The 16,380-nt window shown below is 65.5% G+C and carries 17 protein-coding genes and 1 pseudogene; 9 read left to right on the top strand and 9 right to left on the bottom strand.

The annotated features are described in order from the left end of the window. The first annotated feature begins 186 nt into the window (after nt 1-186). Nucleotides 187-1,353: an alpha-hydroxy acid oxidase gene (locus AC0WR5_RS03075; RefSeq protein ID WP_475866808.1), complete on the top strand. Its 1,167-nt coding sequence runs from the start codon at nt 187-189 to the stop codon at nt 1,351-1,353. Between the two features lie 117 nt (nt 1,354-1,470). Here AC0WR5_RS03075 and AC0WR5_RS03070 read toward each other — a convergent pair whose 3' ends face one another. Next, complete coding sequence (locus AC0WR5_RS03070; protein ID WP_475866806.1) at nt 1,471-1,893, bottom strand: hypothetical protein; 423 nt, start codon at nt 1,891-1,893, stop codon at nt 1,471-1,473. 382 nt (nt 1,894-2,275) lie between these two features. On the opposite strand from AC0WR5_RS03070, the gene AC0WR5_RS03065 reads away from it, so the two are divergent. Together AC0WR5_RS03065 and AC0WR5_RS03060 are read left to right on the top strand one after the other, a co-directional pair. Continuing rightward, nucleotides 2,276-3,376, top strand: coding sequence for an NAD(P)-dependent alcohol dehydrogenase (locus tag AC0WR5_RS03065; RefSeq protein WP_475866804.1), 1,101 nt, complete (start codon nt 2,276-2,278; stop codon nt 3,374-3,376). 589 nt (nt 3,377-3,965) lie between these two features. Next, entirely contained in the window at nt 3,966-4,583 is a 618-nt protein-coding gene (locus AC0WR5_RS03060; protein WP_475866803.1) for a 50S ribosomal protein L25/general stress protein Ctc, read from the top strand. A gap of 99 nt (nt 4,584-4,682) precedes the next feature. Here AC0WR5_RS03060 and AC0WR5_RS03055 read toward each other — a convergent pair whose 3' ends face one another. Next, nucleotides 4,683-5,375 (bottom strand): FkbM family methyltransferase, encoded by a 693-nt coding sequence (locus tag AC0WR5_RS03055; protein ID WP_475866801.1) that lies wholly within the window; start codon nt 5,373-5,375, stop codon nt 4,683-4,685. A 126-nt stretch (nt 5,376-5,501) separates the two neighbouring features. On the opposite strand from AC0WR5_RS03055, the gene pth reads away from it, so the two are divergent. The 5 genes and pseudogenes from pth to hmuQ all read left to right on the top strand — a co-directional run bounded on the left by pth (nt 5,502) and on the right by hmuQ (nt 8,079). Next, nucleotides 5,502-6,194: an aminoacyl-tRNA hydrolase gene (pth, locus tag AC0WR5_RS03050; protein WP_475866800.1), complete on the top strand. Its 693-nt coding sequence runs from the start codon at nt 5,502-5,504 to the stop codon at nt 6,192-6,194. Next, nucleotides 6,191-6,472 (top strand): annotated as a pseudogene (locus AC0WR5_RS03045) (DUF2332 family protein); the annotation flags it as partial. The gene pth and the pseudogene AC0WR5_RS03045, both read left to right, overlap by 4 nt. A gap of 49 nt (nt 6,473-6,521) precedes the next feature. After that, on the top strand, nt 6,522-7,208 hold the full coding sequence (locus AC0WR5_RS03040; RefSeq protein WP_475866798.1) for a DUF2332 family protein: 687 nt from the start codon (nt 6,522-6,524) through the stop codon (nt 7,206-7,208). A 65-nt stretch (nt 7,209-7,273) separates the two neighbouring features. Then, on the top strand, nt 7,274-7,669 hold the full coding sequence (locus AC0WR5_RS03035) for a DUF2237 family protein (RefSeq protein WP_475868872.1): 396 nt from the start codon (nt 7,274-7,276) through the stop codon (nt 7,667-7,669). An 83-nt stretch (nt 7,670-7,752) separates the two neighbouring features. Further along, nucleotides 7,753-8,079, top strand: coding sequence for a heme-degrading protein HmuQ (gene hmuQ, locus AC0WR5_RS03030; RefSeq protein WP_475866796.1), 327 nt, complete (start codon nt 7,753-7,755; stop codon nt 8,077-8,079). Between the two features lie 156 nt (nt 8,080-8,235). Here hmuQ and trpB read toward each other — a convergent pair whose 3' ends face one another. Next, a complete protein-coding gene (gene trpB, locus AC0WR5_RS03025; RefSeq protein ID WP_475866794.1) occupies nt 8,236-9,492 on the bottom strand; it encodes a tryptophan synthase subunit beta in 1,257 nt (418 codons plus the stop codon). Between the two features lie 205 nt (nt 9,493-9,697). Between trpB and AC0WR5_RS03020 the strand changes: the two genes are divergently transcribed. Further along, a complete protein-coding gene (locus tag AC0WR5_RS03020; protein WP_475866792.1) occupies nt 9,698-11,338 on the top strand; it encodes a tannase/feruloyl esterase family alpha/beta hydrolase in 1,641 nt (546 codons plus the stop codon). A 6-nt stretch (nt 11,339-11,344) separates the two neighbouring features. On the opposite strand, the gene AC0WR5_RS03015 is transcribed toward AC0WR5_RS03020, so the two are convergent. From AC0WR5_RS03015 to AC0WR5_RS02990, 6 genes are all read right to left on the bottom strand, one after another. Next, nucleotides 11,345-12,013, bottom strand: coding sequence for a phosphoribosylanthranilate isomerase (locus AC0WR5_RS03015; RefSeq protein ID WP_475866790.1), 669 nt, complete (start codon nt 12,011-12,013; stop codon nt 11,345-11,347). A gap of 4 nt (nt 12,014-12,017) precedes the next feature. Then, nucleotides 12,018-12,365 carry a LapA family protein gene (locus AC0WR5_RS03010; protein ID WP_475866788.1) on the bottom strand — a complete coding sequence of 116 codons (348 nt, stop codon included), beginning with the start codon at nt 12,363-12,365 and terminating at the stop codon, nt 12,018-12,020. 1 nt (nt 12,366) lies between these two features. Further along, the gene (ihfB, locus tag AC0WR5_RS03005) at nt 12,367-12,648 is read right to left on the bottom strand and encodes an integration host factor subunit beta (protein ID WP_475866787.1); all 282 of its coding nucleotides are present in this window, start codon (nt 12,646-12,648) and stop codon (nt 12,367-12,369) included. Nucleotides 12,649-13,001: 353 nt separating this feature from the next. Next, on the bottom strand, nt 13,002-14,681 hold the full coding sequence (gene rpsA, locus AC0WR5_RS03000; RefSeq protein ID WP_475866785.1) for a 30S ribosomal protein S1: 1,680 nt from the start codon (nt 14,679-14,681) through the stop codon (nt 13,002-13,004). A 259-nt stretch (nt 14,682-14,940) separates the two neighbouring features. Continuing rightward, the gene (locus tag AC0WR5_RS02995; RefSeq protein WP_475866783.1) at nt 14,941-15,570 is read right to left on the bottom strand and encodes an NAD(P)H-dependent oxidoreductase; all 630 of its coding nucleotides are present in this window, start codon (nt 15,568-15,570) and stop codon (nt 14,941-14,943) included. A gap of 181 nt (nt 15,571-15,751) precedes the next feature. After that, nucleotides 15,752-16,360: a (d)CMP kinase gene (locus tag AC0WR5_RS02990; RefSeq protein WP_475866781.1), complete on the bottom strand. Its 609-nt coding sequence runs from the start codon at nt 16,358-16,360 to the stop codon at nt 15,752-15,754. Nucleotides 16,361-16,380: the final 20 nt, after the last annotated feature.

The following is a 16,380-nucleotide window of genomic DNA, read 5'->3' as shown; positions in this document are numbered from 1 at the left end:
TGCACGCCTCTCCCCGGGGCGGTGCTATCGCCTCCCGGCATCATTCGCAACACGTACAACCCTGCCCAGAAACAGGCGCCTCTCCCGCACTCCTGCGGCGGCGGCGGACCACATGCCGGCGCAGGCTTGTCCCGGGCGACTGGGATTGGTAACAATTCCTGACCAGATCACACCGGGAGAGTCCCAATGCCCGTCATCACCTGCATCGATGACCTCAAGCGCCTGCACAAGCGACGCACGCCCAAGATGTTCTACGACTACGCAGAGAGCGGCTCCTACACGGAACAGACCTTCCGCGAGAACACCTCAGATTTCGAGAAGATCCGGCTGAAGCAGCGCGTCGCGGTCGACATGTCCAACCGCACCACCGAGACCGAGATGATCGGCCAGAAGGTGGCGATGCCCGTGGCCCTCGCCCCCGTCGGCCTCACCGGCATGCAGCGCGCCGATGGCGAGATCAAGGCCGCCCGCGCCGCCGAGAAGTTCGGCGTGCCCTTCACCCTCTCCACCATGTCGATCTGCTCGATCGAGGACGTGGCCGAGCACACCACCAAGCCCTTCTGGTTCCAGCTCTATACCATGCGCGACGAGGATTACGTCCGCCGGCTGATCCAGCGGGCCAAGGATGCCGACTGTTCCGCCCTGGTGATCACCCTCGACCTGCAGATCCTGGGCCAGCGCCACAAGGACCTGAAGAACGGCCTCTCCGCCCCGCCCAAGATGACCCCCGCCACCGTCGCCAACCTGGCCACGAAATGGACCTGGGGCCTCGAGATGCTGCAGACCAAGCGCCGCAGCTTCGGCAATATCGTCGGTCACGTGCAGGGCATCACCGATCCCTCCTCGCTGATGTCCTGGACCTCCGAACAGTTCGACCCCAAGCTCGACTGGAAGAAGATCGAGAAGATCAAGGAGCTCTGGGGCGGCAAGGTGATCCTCAAGGGCATCCTGGATCCCGAGGATGCGGTCATGGCGGCCAAGGTCGGCTGCGACGCCATCCTGGTCTCCAACCACGGCGGCCGTCAGCTCGATGGTGCGATCTCCACGATCCGCGCGCTCGATCCGATCCTTCAGGCGGTGGGCGACGACGTCGAGGTCCACCTCGACAGCGGCATCCGCCACGGCCAGGACATCCTCAAGGCCGTCTCCATGGGCGCCAAGGGCTGCTTCATCGGCCGCGCCTTCGTCTACGGGCTCGGCGCCATGGGCGAAGCCGGCGTCACCAAGGCGCTGGAAGTACTGCAAAAGGAGATCGACATCTCCATGGCCCTCTGCGGCAAGCGCGACATCAAGGACATGGACCGCTCCAACCTGCAGATCCCCGAGGGCTTCTCGGGCACCTGGACGGCCTGACGGCCACGACTGTCCGCCGGGCCTGGCAGGGCCTGCCGGGCGGGGCCTGCCGGGCGGGGGCTGGCTGACGGCGTGGCATCACGCAGTCTGGCCTTGCCCCCGCGGGGCGGCTTCGCATCAGTCTTCGAAATAGAGCGGCACCACCAGGTATCTCTGGCTCAGGTGCCGCTTCAGCAGGTTCAGCAGCGTCTCGGGCGTGTCCGCGTGCTGCAGCCGTATCTCCAGTTCCCGCGGGCGGTTGAAGAGGCTCTTCAGCTCCGCCATGCCGCCGCTCGGCGCCAGCAGGACCCGGCGCTTGAAATCGTAGAGATATGCGGTGCCGTCGGCTTCATGCGTGATCTGGGCCGCGATCATCGGCGACAGCCCCCCGCCGCCCGGCCCCTTGTGGCGCAGCGGTGTGGCCGAGCGCCACATGTCCATCTGGGCCTGTTTCTTCGACCGCCCCCCAACCGGCGGCATTTCCATTCTCAGTCGCGGATCGTTTGCGGGCGTCGCCGCCGGACCCCCGGTGAGAACAACACGAACATGTTTCGTGGTCATCTTCTCGTCTCCAGGTACCACGGGGCCCTGCTCCGGTCCCCTCGGATCGGCCCCAATTCGAAGCGGCCGGGCCGTCGCGCACGGCCAGGCTGCCCCCGGCCGGAAGATAGGAGCAAAGCGCGGGATGAAGAAATACCGATACGTATATTTCCCCGCCGCACATTGCAGGAAACTGCAATGCTGATGCATTTGGGAAACAAGCGGGGCAACGGCCCCTCGCCGTTTCCCGCTCCGCACCATCCGCCTGCGCATGTATGCACAGGCTGTGGCTCATGGTCGCACTGCCGCTCCCGGGCACACAAATGTATACATTGCCCATGACATCCTCCGGGATGCCCCGTGCGGTCGGTCCCCGCCGCCCGCTTTTCAGAAAGGACACAGCATGAAAATCAAGGCTGCCGTTGCGCGTCAGGTCAATGCGCCGCTCTCGATCGAGGAGGTCGAACTCGACGATCCCCGCGATGACGAAATCCTCGTCCGCCTCGTGGCGACGGGCGTCTGCCACACCGACATGGCCGTCATGGCCGGCCTCATGGGTACCGAGTTTCCCGTGGTCCTGGGCCACGAGGGTGCCGGCATCGTCGAGAAGGTCGGCAGCGCCGTCACCAAGGTTCAGCCCGGCGATCACGTTGTCATGTCCATGGATCACTGCGGCCATTGCCCGGCCTGCATGAACCACGACCATGTCTATTGCCACAACACCTACCAGATGAACTTCATGGCCCAGCGCGCCGACGGTACCCGCGGCATCTCCAAGGACGGCGAGCGCATCGGCTCCTACTTCTTCGGCCAGTCCTCCTATGCCACCCATTCGGTCTGCCACGAGGCGAATATCGTCAAGGTGTCCAAGGACATCGAGCTTGAAAAGCTCGGCCCCCTCGGATGCGGCATCCAGACCGGCGCCGGCACGGTGATGAACGCGCTCAAGGTCGAACCCGGCAAATCCATCGTGATCTTCGGTGCCGGCGGCGTGGGCCTTGCCGGTGTCATGGGAGCGCAGGTGCAGGGTGCCACCACGATCATCGTCGTCGACATGGTCGACAGCCGGCTGGAGCTGGCGCGCGAGCTGGGCGCCACGCATACCTTCAACGCGAAAACCGATGACGTCTCGGCCGAGATCATGAAGCTCACCGGCTACGGCGTGAACTATGCCTTCGACACCACCGGCAATGCCAAGGTGATCCGTCAGGCGGTCGAGCTGCTGGCGCCCAAGGGCACCTGCGCCATCGTCGGCGCCTCCTCCCCCGAGGCCGACCTGGTGCTGAACGAGACGCACTTCATGTCCGGTGGCCGCCGCCTGATGGGCGTGGTCGAGGGCGAGTCGAACCCCGACATCTTCATCCCCACCATGATCGCGCTCTGGCAGCAGGGCCGCTTCCCCTTCGACAAGCTGATCACCTTCTTCCCCTTCGATCAGATCAACGAAGCCATCGAGGCCTCCGAGAAGGGCACCGCGATCAAGCCGATCCTGCGCTTCTCCTGAGCGCGGCATGATCCTTCGGGCGCGGGGTCCCTTCCGCGTCCGAACCACTGCGCCACCCAGCCCCTCCCTGTCGGGTGAGCCCGGGAATGGTTGCCAAGGGGCTGACAGGAACGGATCGGGTCGTGCGCAACACCCGTCTTTCGCGGCAAATCCCACGTTATTTCAATCCCTTGAACCGCCACCCCCTGTCCGCACGCCCGGGTGGCCCCCTGGATCCCGGGGGCACCGTACGCCGGGGCGCGGGGCATCGGTCCCTTCGGCGCCGGGTTCGGTCCCGATGCCCTCCGGGCGCTGCGTTAACAGGGGCCTTCAGGGGGGCTCGCACCGACGCGATACCGACGTAATACCGACGTGATACCGACGTGGCGTTTTCGGCCCCATCGCCTTGTTAACCTGGGTTTCCGACCCGATTCGCTGCACTGCAGTACCGACGTGGGCGCACGCCGCCGGCACAAAGCCTTAACCCGCCCGGATTTCCCGGAATACGGGCCCTTTTTCCTTTGCAATCCTCAGGAATCCCTGTAAAGGCGCAGGTCTTGAACGCGGGCATACAGCCTTGGAGGATGCCCGCCCCATTAGGAGAATGAAAATGGCTGGAGAAATTCCTGATCTCGTGGCCCAGGAACGTGCGGGGACGGGCAAGGGCGCCGCTCGCGCAGCACGTCGTGCTGGCATGGTTCCTGGTGTCGTCTACGGTGGCGATGCTGACCCGATTGCAATCCAGGTTCCCTTTAACGCTCTGCTCAAGCAACTGAAAGCAGGCCGTTTTCTGGCAACCCTGTTCAACCTGAAGGTCGAAGGCCACGAGGACGTCCGCGTCATCTGCCGCGGCGTTCAGCGTGATGTCGTCAAGGATCTGCCGACCCACCTCGACCTGATGCGTCTGAAGCGCACCTCGCGCGTCAACCTGCACATCCCCGTCGAGTTCATCAACCACGCCGCGGCCCCGGGCCTCAAGCGTGGCGGTGTGCTGACCGTGGTCCGCGCCGACGTCGACCTCTCGGTCATCGCCGGTGACATCCCCGAGCACATCTACGTCGACCTGACCGGCAAGCAGATCGGTGACACCATCACCATCAGCGAAGTCGAGCTGCCGGAAGGCGTCAAGCCGACCATCGAGCGTGATTTCGTCATCGCCAACATCACCGCACCGTCCGGCCTGCAATCGGCCGACAACGCGGAAGAAGAAGAGGGCGGCGAGGAGTAATTCCTTACGCGCTTCAAGATCTTACCTTGGATCTCGGGGGCCGGTGCAGCGATGCGCCGGCCCTTTTGCATGGCGCCTTCGGCCCTGCGGCGCGGCCCTTCAGCCGGTCTTGACCCGGCGAAAGCCCACATAGCTGCGATAGGAAACCGCGGGGTCATAGGTCAGCCCGCTCACCGACATGCAGTCGAAGATCTGCTGCACGATCCGGTCGCCATAGAGCCTTGGATGCAGCTCCATCAGCACCACCCGCACGTGCCCCGGCCAGGGCTGCAGGAACAGCTCCGCCTCCGCCCCCTCCACGTCCATGACCACTGCCTGCGGCCGGACCTGGCGCAGCAGCTTGCGCAGCGGCAGGGCCGGCACCTCTACCAGGGTTTCCCCCTGCCCTTCCCGCTCCGCCGCGCTCCCTTCGGCCAGGCTGCTCCCCCAGATCGCCTTGCCCATACGAAAGCTGACCGACCCCTTGCGCGCCTCGCCCACCACCGCGCCATGGCGCAGATCGACGGCGTCGTAACCGTTCAGTTCCAATGTCTTGCGCAACAGCGGCAGGGCCTGCGGATTGGCCTCTACACAGGTTACATTCTGCGCGCCGGCCCGCCGGGCACAGAGCGCCGTGACATAGCCCAGGCCCCCGCCCAGCTCCAGCACCCGCATCCCCGGACGGATCCGCGCCAGCACCCCCTCGGCCTCGCGACGCTCGTAATCGCCGCTCGCCAGCTTCCGGTGCACCTTCTCCGAGGCCGTCTCCTCGGGCAGCTCCACCGTGATGCCGTTCAACTCGTATAGTGCCAAACCACTGCTCCGCCTTGTCCCCTTCCCTTCTAGCGTGCTTCCCCGGACCGGTCGCGCACTTTCGCCCCCCGGCTGGACCGTCCCGCCCGAACCCGCTACATCCTGTGCTGCAAGCAGGAGGTTCCCATGCAGCTCTTCGTCGGTCTCGGCAATCCCGGCGCCAAATACGCCGGCAACCGTCACAACATCGGCTTCATGGCCCTCGACCGGATCGCCTCTGATCATGGCTTCGCCCCTTGGAAGGCCAAGTTCCAGGCCGAGCTCTCCGAGGGCCGTCTCGGCTCGGAAAAGGTGATGCTTCTCAAGCCGATGACCTTCATGAACCTTTCCGGTCAGTCGGTGGGAGAGGCGATGCGCTTCTTCAAGCTGACCCCCGATGACGTGACCGTTTTCCACGACGAGCTCGACCTTGCCCCCGGCAAGGTGCGCCTGAAGCAGGGCGGCGGACATGCCGGCCACAACGGGCTGCGCTCGATCCATCAGCACATCGGCCCCGATTATGCCCGCGTGCGCCTCGGCATCGGCCATCCTGGCCACAAGGACCGCGTGGCGGGCTATGTCCTGGCCGATTTCGCAAAGGCCGAACAGGGCTGGCTCGACGACGAGATGCGCGGCATCTCCGACGGCGCCGCGGACCTGGCCGCCGGCGACGGTGCGAAATTCCTCAACGCCGTGGCGCACCGGGTGAACCCGCCCCGCAGCGGCGGCGGTACCGCCGGTCCGGCGAAAGCCACGCAACCCCTTGCCACACCGACGGAAAAACCCGGCGAAGACGACGGCCGCTCGCCCCTCGAAAGGCTCAAGGACAAGTTCAGGTGACCCTCGTCGGGCACTTCCGCACGCAGGCCCGCGCCTGTGCCGGACTGGGCTCTCCCTTCACCGCGCGGCTGCTGAACCTGCTGGCCGACCACATGGCCCCCGGCACGCCGGTCACCGACCGCCTCCTCGCATGGCCCGAGGATCAACTTGCCGGGGATGCCGTGGCCCTGCGTCTGGCCGGCGCGCTGCACGCGCTCGTCCTCACTGCGCAGGCCCCTGCCCTCGCGGCGGCCTATCCGCCCCACGACGCCCCCGACGAGGCGCTCTGGCAGGCCGTCAGCACGGCCCTCACGGCCCATCGGGCCCACATCCTGCATTGGCTCGACAATGCCCCCCAAGACGAACGAGGTCCGCCGCGCCGCCGCGCTCATCCTCGGCGCGTCGATACTCGCCGCCCGCTTTTCAGGCCTGCCCCTGCGGATCAGCGAGCTCGGCACCTCTGCCGGCCTCAACCTGAACTTCGACCGCTACGCCCTTTCGGGCTTCTACACGCCCGCCGACCCGATCCTGACGCTCTCCCCCGAGATCACCGGCCCGCTGCCCGCGCCGCATCCATTCACCATCGCAGACCGCCGCGGGGTGGATCTCAACCCGCTGGACCCTGTCAATCCTGCCGACGTGCTGCGCCTGAGCAGCTACATCTGGCCCGATCAGCCGGCGCGGATGGCGCGCACACGGGCGGCCCTCGCCGCCGCCGGCCCCGCCCCCGACCGGGGCGATGCCGGGGCCTGGCTGACCGGGCGCCTTGCCATCCCCGCGCCGGGACAGATCGACCTGCTCTATCACACCATCGCCTGGCAATATTTCCCGCCCGAAACCATCGCCGCCTGCCGCGCGGCGATTGCCGGGGCGGCGGCCCGCGCCACGTCGGATGCCCCCTTCGCCTGGCTGGCCTTCGAGGGCGACGGTGCCTCTCCCGGCGCCCCGGTGACCCTGCGGATATGGCCCGGCAACCTCACCATCCCCCTGGGACGCATGGATTTTCACGGCCGCTGGCTACACCTCGCGGGCTGAGACAACGCGACACTCGACAGCTGCGCCGGGATTGCTATCCTCGGTACGTCGAGGGAGGCATGAAGATGGAAGACCGTTTTGCACCCGTCAACGTTCTGGGCGGTCCGCTGCAGGCCTGTTCCACCAATCCGGTGACCGGCTATTTCCGCGACGGCCATTGCAACACCTGCCAGCAGGACACCGGCAGTCACACCGTCTGCGCGGTGATGACGGACGAATTCCTCGCCTTCTCCAAGTATGTCGGCAACGACCTGTCGACGCCCCGGCCGGAGTTCAATTTCACCGGGCTGAAGGCAGGCGATTGCTGGTGCCTCTGTGCCGCGCGCTTTCTGCAGGCCCACGACGAGGGCTGCGCGCCGCTCGTCCACCTCGAGGCCACCCATCAGCGCGCCCTGGAAATCGTTCCGCTGCAGGTCCTGGAGCATTATGCCTCTGGGCGCGACGGCACCGCGGGCGCTTGACCCGGACAGGCGGAAGGTGTCTGGTATCGCCAGCCGCCAGCTCCTTGCCAGCCTACCGGAAACAAACAGGAAAAGAGCGCCGCATGACCTTTATCGCCATGAACCGTTTCAAGGTGAAACCCGGCAAGGAAGCCGATTTCGAGAATGTCTGGAAGGGCCGGGAAAGCCGCCTGAAGGAGCTCGACGGCTTCCGCGAGTTTCGCCTGCTCAAGGGCCCCGTGAACGAGGAAGAGGGCTATGTCCTCTACTCCAGCCACACGATCTGGAACAGCCGCGAGGATTTCACCGCCTGGACCAAATCCGAACAGTTCCGCGATGCCCACAAGAATGCCGGCAACAGCGGCACCCGTGATGCCCTGATGGGACCGCCGCAGGTCGAACTCTTCGAGACGATCGTCGAGGAAGTCTGACTTCCCCGAGGGGCGCCCCCGCCGGGGCACCTCTCGCCCCCGGCGTCGATCACATCCCGATGTGCCAAAAGCGCGCGGGACGTGGTGCCGTTGCGGTCCGGGTCATCGCCCGGACCTGCACAGGCTCGGCAGGCTGCGCAGGGCGCAGCTCCGCCCTCATTCCTCGACTTCGCGCCCTTCGGCGGTGTCGCTCATGTCAAAGCCCAGGTACTTGGCCACCGTGAAGATGTCCTTGTCGCCACGGCCACACATGTTCATCACGATGATATGGTCCTTCGGCAGGGTCGGCGCGATCTTCATCACGTGGCCCAGGGCATGGCAGGGTTCCAGCGCCGGGATGATCCCCTCGGTGCGGCAGGAGAACTGGAACGCCTCCAGCGCCTCCTTGTCGGTGATCGAGACATATTCCGCCCGGCCCACGTCGTGCAGCCAGGAATGCTCCGGCCCGATGCCAGGATAGTCGAGCCCGGCCGAGATCGAATAGCCTTCCAGGATCTGTCCGTTCTCGTCCTGCAGCAGGTAGGTGCGGTTGCCGTGCAGCACGCCGGGGCGCCCGCCCGTCAGAGAGGCGCAGTGCTCCATCTTCTCGTCCACGCCCTTGCCGGCCGCTTCCACGCCGATGATGCGCACGTCCTTGTCGTCCAGGAAGGGATAGAACAGGCCCATGGCGTTCGAGCCGCCACCGATGGCGGCGATCACCGTATCGGGCAGGCGGCCCTCGCCTTCCTGCTCGGGCAGCTGCCAGCGCACTTCCTTGCCGATGATCGACTGGAAATCGCGCACCATCGCCGGATAGGGGTGCGGCCCGGCCACGGTGCCGATGCAGTAGAAGGTATCGGAAACGTTGGTCACCCAGTCGCGCAGCGCGTCGTTCATGGCGTCCTTCAGGGTGCCACGGCCGCTGGTCACGGGGATCACCTCGGCGCCCAGCAGGCGCATGCGGAAGACATTGGGTGCCTGGCGTTTCACGTCATGCGCGCCCATGTAGACCACGCATTTCAGGCCGAACTTGGCACAGACGGTTGCCGTGGCCACGCCGTGCTGGCCGGCGCCGGTCTCTGCGATGATCCGGGTCTTGCCCATGCGGCGGGCAAGGATGATCTGGCCCAGCACGTTGTTGATCTTGTGCGCGCCGGTGTGGTTCAGCTCGTCGCGCTTCAGATAGATCTTCGCGCCACCAAGCTCTTCGGTCATCCGGCTGGCGTAGTAGAGCGGGCTCGGGCGGCCGACGTAGTGCTTCCACAGGTCGTCCATCTCGGCCCAGAAGCTCTCGTCTGTCTTGGCCTTTTCGTATTCGGCCTCGAGCTCGAGGATCAGCGGCATCAGCGTCTCGCTGACGAACCGCCCGCCGAACTTGCCAAAGCGGCCCTTTTCATCGGGCCCGCTCATGAAGGAATTGAAGAGATCGTCCATATCGGCCCCCTTGGCTGTTCCGCCCGGTTTAGCGGGTCGCACAGGCCCGGGCAAGCGGCGGCGGCCCGACGGCGGGCACTTCCCGGCCCACCCGGGCATTTCCCTGCCCCCTGGCGAACGCCCCGATCCGTAGAGAAGAAGTGTTGAAAAGGGCACGGAACCGGGCAAGCATGGCATCAGGCTCAGGCCGAATGGGAGGAAAATCATGAATATCAAGAGACTGGCAGCCGCGGGGCTGCTGGCGGCGGGCTATGTGCAAGGGGTACAGGCCGCCGATTGCGCCACCGCAACCGATCTGCAGGTGCCCGGCGTGACACTGACGGGCGCCGTGGCGCAGCCGGCGGCCGAAGGTCTGCCCGCGCATTGCATCCTGAGCGGCGAGATGGGCGCACGGACCGGCGCCGACGGCCGCCCCTACAAGCTCAGCTTCGAGCTGCGCCTGCCCGACGCATGGTCCGGCCGTTTCCTGCATCAGTTCAACGGCGGTAACGACGGCGAGGTAAAGCCCGCCCTGGGAGACTGGTCCAACCTGCCCGCCGGCAGCAGCGCGCTCGCCCGCGGCATGGCCGTCGTCAGCTCGGATGCCGGCCACGACGGCAAGGCCAACCCGCAGGCAGGCCTGGCCGGCGGCAATGTCTTCGGAGAGGATTTCGAGGCCCGCCGCATGTACGGCTATGGCGCGGTCGAGATGCTGCACCCTGCCGCCCTCGCCCTGACCGAGGCCTACTATGGCGCGGCCCCGGCCTTTGTCTACGGTGCCGGCACCTCGAACGGCGGCCGCCATGCCATGGTCGCCGCCGAGCGCATGCCCGACGCCTTCGACGGGTTGCTGGCGGGCTACCCCGGTTTCAACCTGCCCCGTGCCGCCCTGCAACACGCCTGGGACGTGCAGGCCTTCCGCTCTGCCGGCGCCACACTGGCCGAGGCTTTCTCACCCGAAGACATGAAGCTCGTCGCTGCCGGGATCAATGCCGCCTGCGATACCCTCGACGGGCTGCAGGATGGCATGGTCTTCGACGTCCAGGGCTGTCAGGCCGCCTTCGATCCCGCCACGCTGACCTGCACCGCCGATCAGGCAGAGGATTGCCTCACCCGGGAGCAGACGGCGGCCTTGAAGAAGATCCAGCAGGGCCCGACACTTGCAGACGGCACGCCGCTCTATTCCGACTGGCCCTGGGATCCCGGCATGGCCAGTGGAGGCTGGCGCTTCTGGAAACTCGAGAGCACGGTGCCGCCCTGGGAGCGCAAGCCGATCATCGCGGTGATGGGGGCGGGCTCGCTGGCGCAGGTCTTCACCACGCCGCCCACCCCGGTGGGTGGCACCCCGGCCGAGCTCGAGGCCTTCCTGATGGGGTTCGACCTCGAGACGCAGGCCGCCGCGATCGACGCCACCACCGAGGCCTTCCCCGAGAGCGCGATGCAGGTGATGACCCCGCCCAATTCCGACGATCCCAGCCTCGACGCCCTGCACGAGGCCGGGGGCAAGCTCCTGATCTTCCACGGTCAGGCCGATCCGGTCTTCTCCTTCAACGACACCGCGCGCTGGTACGGCAAATTGCAGGACAACCAGCCCGAGGCCACTGATTTCGTGCGGCTCTACGCCATTCCCGGCATGCCCCACGGTGCAGGTGGCAATTCCGCAGACCAGGTCGATGTGCTCGGCGCGTTGATCGACTGGGTGGAACAGGGAAAGGCGCCCGAGGCGCTCGTCGCCCATGTGCGCACCGGCAACCCGGAGGCCACGGCCAACGCGGGCTCTGACCGCCCGCTCTGTCCCTACCCCGCCTTCGCGCGATTCACCGGCAGCGACCCGCATGACGCGGGCAGCTTCAGCTGTTCGGAGTAGGGTGGATCAGGCCAGTGCGGCCTGAACGAATGCCGCGATCCGTGCCGGGTCCTTCTCGCCCGGCGCGGATTCCACGCCAGAGGACACGTCAACCTGTTTCGCACCGGTCAGGGCGATGGCCTCGCCCACGTTCTCCGGCGTCAAGCCACCGGCCAGCATCCAGGGGGTCTTCCACTCGCGCCCGGCAATCAGCCGCCAGTCAAAGGCCAGCCCGTTGCCGCCCGGCAAGTCGGCATGTTTCGGGGCCTTGGCATCCACCAGGATCTGATCCGCCACCCCTTCGTACAGGTCCAGCGCAGCCAGGTCCTCGGCATCGGCCACGCCCACCGCCTTCATCACCGGCAGGCCGGTCATGGCCCGCACCTCGGCCACGCGCTCGGGGCTTTCCTTGCCGTGCAGCTGGATCATGTCGAGCGGCACCGCATCGGTGACGGCCTGCAGCAGCGCATCATCGGGGTTCACCATCAGCGCCACCTTGGCCAGCCCGATGGGCGCCTCGACGGCCAGCGCACGCGCCTCCTCGATGGTGATGTTGCGGGGGGACTTCGGGAAGAACACGAAGCCGCCATAGACGGCTCCGGCCTCTGCGGCGGCCGTCACGTCTGCGGGCTTGCGCAGCCCGCAGATCTTGACCCGCACACCGGGCGCGCGGTTCGGCTGGATGAGGACAGGCATCGGATCAGTCGATCAGAGCCAGAACGTCATCCTGACCTTTTTCCGCGTTGCTCTTCTTCTTTTCGCGCTTCAGCTCACGGTTCAGCTTCTGCGCCTCCGCCGTCTGCTTGCGCGCCTCGGAGCGATGCTTGTGCTCGCGCATCCACTCCCAGAAGAACCCCAGCAGCAGCCCGACGACGATACTCAGGAAGATCACCATGAACATCGGCAGCGCGATGCTCTGATTGATCCCGAAGATCTCTGCAAGCCCCTCGGGCAGCAGCGTCAGGGTCACCATGTCCCGGTTGGCCAGGGCCACCGAGATCAGGACGATTGCCAGGATGGCCAGAAAGGCCCAGCGGATGTATTTCATGTCACTTTCCGTTCAGTCGATCGCGCAGCAGCTTCCCCGTCTTAAAGAAGGGAACGTGCTTCTCTTCAACCTCAACGGCGTCACCGGTGCGCGGGTTCCGGCCGGTACGGGCTTCGCGCCTCTTCACCGAAAAGGCGCCAAAGCCGCGCAGCTCGACGCGGTGACCGCGCGCCATGGCTTCGGTGATTTCCTCGAAGATCGTATTCACGATCCGCTCCACATCCCGCTGATAAAGATGCGGATTTTCGTCCGCGATTTTCTGGATCAATTCCGAGCGGATCATTGTTAGCTGTCTCCCCAGGCACTGGTTTTTCGTTCACCAATTGACCAGACTATATGGGCTTTCTGCGGATACGGGAACATCCTCTATTTGAAGGAAGCCCCTGAATCCTCAAGATTTTGCCGATTAATCACGAAATCACCCTGCGTAATCGCCCAGCCAGCGGGCATTCGCCCTGATCCGGCGGCACGCGGCGGACTTCGGGCAACAGGTTGATTCGCTTACGATAAACTGAACTACCGGGTTCCCGGTAGATTACTGCAGTGCAGCAAGCGCCGCGCAATTGCAACGCAAACGGCCCCGGAATTCTCCGGGGCCGTCCATGAATTCATGCTGATGCGCTTGCGCGCTCAGCCTCAGTTGTCGCCCTTCAGGGCTGCACCGAGGATGTCGCCGAGCGATGCGCCGGAGTCGGAGGAACCGTATTGTTCGACGGCTTCCTTCTCTTCTGCGATCTCGCGAGCCTTGATCGACAGGCCCAGACGACGCGACTTGCTGTCGACGTTGGTGACGCGAACGTCGACCTTGTCGCCAACCGAGAAGCGCTCAGGGCGCTGCTCTGCACGGTCACGCGACAGGTCGGAGCGGCGGATGAAGGACTTCATGCCTTCGTATTCCACTTCGATGCCGCCGTCTTCGATCGCGGTCACTTCGACGGTCACGATCGAGCCGCGCTTCACGCCGCCAACCGCTTCCGCGAACTTGTCGCCGCCGACGTTCTTGATGGAGAGCGAGATGCGCTCCTTCTCGATGTCGACTTCGGAGACCATGGCCTGAACCATGTCGCCCTTGCGGTAGTTCTGGATGGCGTCTTCACCGCGCTCGTCCCAGGACAGGTCGGAGAGGTGAACCATGCCGTCGATGTCGCCCGGCAGGCCGACGAACAGACCGAATTCGGTGATGTTCTTGACTTCGCCTTCGACAACGGTGCCCTCGGGGTGGGTCTCGGAGAAGACTTCCCACGGGTTGCGCATGGTCTGCTTGAGGCCCAGCGAAACGCGACGCTTGGCGGGATCGATTTCCAGGACCATGACGTCGACTTCCTGCGAGGTCGAGACGATCTTGCCGGGATGCACGTTCTTCTTGGTCCAGGACATCTCGGAGACGTGGACCAGACCTTCGACACCGGGCTCCAGCTCGACGAATGCACCGTAGTCGGTGATGTTCGTGACGCGGCCGGCGTGGACCGAACCCAGCGGGTACTTGGCAGCAACCAGATCCCACGGATCTTCCTGCAGCTGCTTCATGCCGAGGCTGATGCGGTGCGAGTCCTTGTTGATCTTGATGACCTGAACCTTGACGGTTTCGCCGATCGACAGGATCTCGGAGGGGTGGTTCACACGGCGCCATGCCATGTCGGTGACGTGCAGCAGGCCGTCAACGCCGCCCAGGTCAACGAATGCACCGTATTCGGTGATGTTCTTGACCACGCCTTCGACCGCCTGACCTTCGTGCAGGTTGGCGATGACTTCGGCGCGCTGTTCGGCACGCGATTCTTCCAGGATGGCGCGACGCGACACAACGATGTTGCCCCGGCGACGGTCCATTTTCAGGATCTGGAAGGGCTGCTTCAGACCCATCAGCGGGCCGGCGTCGCGCACGGGGCGGACGTCAACTTGGCTGCCGGGCAGGAAGGCAACGGCACCGCCGAGGTCGACAGTGAAGCCGCCCTTGACGCGACCGAAGATCGCACCTTCGACGCGTGCGTCGTCGGCATAGGCTTTTTCCAGGCGGTCCCAGGCTTCTTCGCGGCGGGCCATTTCACGGGAAATGACGGCTTCGCCACGGGCGTTCTCGGCGGAACGAAGGTAGACTTCGACTTCGTCACCGACAGCGATTTCAGGGGCTTCGCCGGGATTTGCGAATTCTTTGAGCTCGACGCGGCCTTCCATCTTGTAGCCGACGTCGATGATGGCCTGGCCCGCTTCGATCGCGATGACCTTGCCTTTGACAACCGAACCCTCTTCGGGGGTGTCCATTTCGAAGCTTTCGTTCAGGAGGGCTTCGAATTCCTCCATCGATGTGTTTTGAGCCATGTGGTCTCTAGGGTCCTAACTTTTCGCTATACTGGCCGTGCGGTTGTCTCCGCCGGTCTTGGATTGGTCATCTGAGCCGCCGCAAAACAAAGAGGGCCGGACAACTCCCGACCCCTGCTCGTCTCTCTATTCGCGGCGTTTACGCCTTGTCGACGCGCGCTAGATACGTGCCCTGCCCCAGCAAATCAAGGAAAAAAGCGGCGCACATGCCTCATGCGCGCCGCCTGGCCGGTGGCCCGGCCCTTCCCGCGGGGCGGTATCAGTCGATCTCGGTCACCATGATCTCGTGTGCGCGGCGCACCTTCTTCATCGGAGCAAGCCAGTCGTTGGCGGCATCCCGATGGCCAAGCGGCAGGATCACGACGCTGCGCAGCCCCTTTTCCCGCAGGCCCAGGATCTCGTCGAACCGGTCGGCATCAAAGCCCTCCATGGGCGTGCTGTCGACCTCGAGCTCGGCCGCGGCCGCCAGGGCAAAGCCCAGTCCGATATAGGCCTGGCGCGCGGCATGTTCGAAGTTCTGCTCGGCGGTGCGCGGCAGGTACATGCCCTTCAGCCGCTCGTAGTAGGCCTTCAGCCCGTCGTTGGCACCGCGCTCGGCCTCGTGGTGCTCCAGCACGCCGTCGATGCGCGCGTCAGAGTAATTGTCCCAGGCCGCGAAGACCAGCAGGTGCGAGCCGTCGGTCAGCTGCGACTGGCCAAAGGCCGCCTCCTGCAGTTGCGCGCGGATCTCGGGATTGCGGATCACCAGCAGCTGAAAGGGCTGCGTCCCGCTCGAGGTCGGGGCAAGGCGTATCGCCTCGACGATCCTGGCGACCTTGTCTTCGGAGACCGGCTTGGCCGGGTCCATCTTTTTGGTCGCATAGCGCCAGCTCAATCTGTCCAGAAACATGGGAGGGACCGTTCCGTGTTGGTTGCGTTGGGTCCCATATGGCTGTGCCACGGCGCGGCACAAGACGCGCAGCGTCTGTCGGGCCGCACTTTTGTCACCCCAGATTTAACCGCAAATTCAGGTCACTGCATGTCGGCTGCGCTCTGGCGCAGGCCGCCCTGTGCACCTGCGAAGGGCGACGTCAGCCCATCCGTGCGGCCACGACCCGTGCCGCGGCCTCCACGGCATCCTCGATATTCAGGTCGCTGGTGTCGATCACCACCGCATCCTCCGCCGGCTTGAGAGGCGCCGTCGCCCGGGCAGAATCCCGGCTGTCACGCTCGCGCAGGTCGGCCAGAACGCCCTCGGGCGTCACGTCATGGCCGGCGGCCTTCATCTCCTGATACCGGCGGTCGGCCCGGACATTGTCGTTCGCCGTGACATAGAGCTTCACCTCGGCCTCGGGGCAGATCACCGTGCCGATGTCGCGCCCGTCAAGAACCGCCCCGCCCTGACGGCGGGCAAAGGCGCGCTGGAAATCCACCAGCGCCGCGCGCACCTCGGGAATCGCCGCAACCTCGCTCGCCGCGCGTGCCACATCCCCGGTGCGCAGGTCGTCGCGCGTCAGGTCCTCGGGGTGCAGCGCCTGCGCCGCCTCGATCGGCGTCAGCCCGTCGAGCACCTTGGCCCCGGTCGCCCGATAGAGCAGCCCGGTATCCAGGTGCGCCAGGCCGAAGCGCTGCGCCACGGCCTTGCTGATCGTGCCCTTGCCCGCCGCGGCGGGCCCATCGATGGCAACCGTAAAGCTCATGGTTTCTCTCCGTTGCATGG

Source organism: Pseudooceanicola sp. DL12 (genome assembly GCF_056270665.1).
This window is presented reverse-complemented; position numbering and strand designations above follow the sequence as displayed.

Bases quoted from the DNA above. Each gene is read 5' to 3' on its own strand.
- AC0WR5_RS03075 (WP_475866808.1), top strand. From the start codon at position 187: ATGCCCGTCATCACCTGCATCGATGACCTCAAGCGCCTGCACAAGCGA.
- AC0WR5_RS03070 (WP_475866806.1), bottom strand. From the start codon at position 1,893: ATGACCACGAAACATGTTCGTGTTGTTCTCACCGGGGGTCCGGCGGCG.
- AC0WR5_RS03065 (WP_475866804.1), top strand. From the start codon at position 2,276: ATGAAAATCAAGGCTGCCGTTGCGCGTCAGGTCAATGCGCCGCTCTCG.
- AC0WR5_RS03060 (WP_475866803.1), top strand. From the start codon at position 3,966: ATGGCTGGAGAAATTCCTGATCTCGTGGCCCAGGAACGTGCGGGGACG.
- pth (WP_475866800.1), top strand. From the start codon at position 5,502: ATGCAGCTCTTCGTCGGTCTCGGCAATCCCGGCGCCAAATACGCCGGC.
- AC0WR5_RS03040 (WP_475866798.1), top strand. From the start codon at position 6,522: ATGCCCCCCAAGACGAACGAGGTCCGCCGCGCCGCCGCGCTCATCCTC.
- AC0WR5_RS03035 (WP_475868872.1), top strand. From the start codon at position 7,274: ATGGAAGACCGTTTTGCACCCGTCAACGTTCTGGGCGGTCCGCTGCAG.
- hmuQ (WP_475866796.1), top strand. From the start codon at position 7,753: ATGACCTTTATCGCCATGAACCGTTTCAAGGTGAAACCCGGCAAGGAA.
- trpB (WP_475866794.1), bottom strand. From the start codon at position 9,492: ATGGACGATCTCTTCAATTCCTTCATGAGCGGGCCCGATGAAAAGGGC.
- AC0WR5_RS03020 (WP_475866792.1), top strand. From the start codon at position 9,698: ATGAATATCAAGAGACTGGCAGCCGCGGGGCTGCTGGCGGCGGGCTAT.
- AC0WR5_RS03015 (WP_475866790.1), bottom strand. From the start codon at position 12,013: ATGCCTGTCCTCATCCAGCCGAACCGCGCGCCCGGTGTGCGGGTCAAG.
- AC0WR5_RS03010 (WP_475866788.1), bottom strand. From the start codon at position 12,365: ATGAAATACATCCGCTGGGCCTTTCTGGCCATCCTGGCAATCGTCCTG.
- ihfB (WP_475866787.1), bottom strand. From the start codon at position 12,648: ATGATCCGCTCGGAATTGATCCAGAAAATCGCGGACGAAAATCCGCAT.
- rpsA (WP_475866785.1), bottom strand. From the start codon at position 14,681: ATGGCTCAAAACACATCGATGGAGGAATTCGAAGCCCTCCTGAACGAA.
- AC0WR5_RS02995 (WP_475866783.1), bottom strand. From the start codon at position 15,570: ATGTTTCTGGACAGATTGAGCTGGCGCTATGCGACCAAAAAGATGGAC.
- AC0WR5_RS02990 (WP_475866781.1), bottom strand. From the start codon at position 16,360: ATGAGCTTTACGGTTGCCATCGATGGGCCCGCCGCGGCGGGCAAGGGC.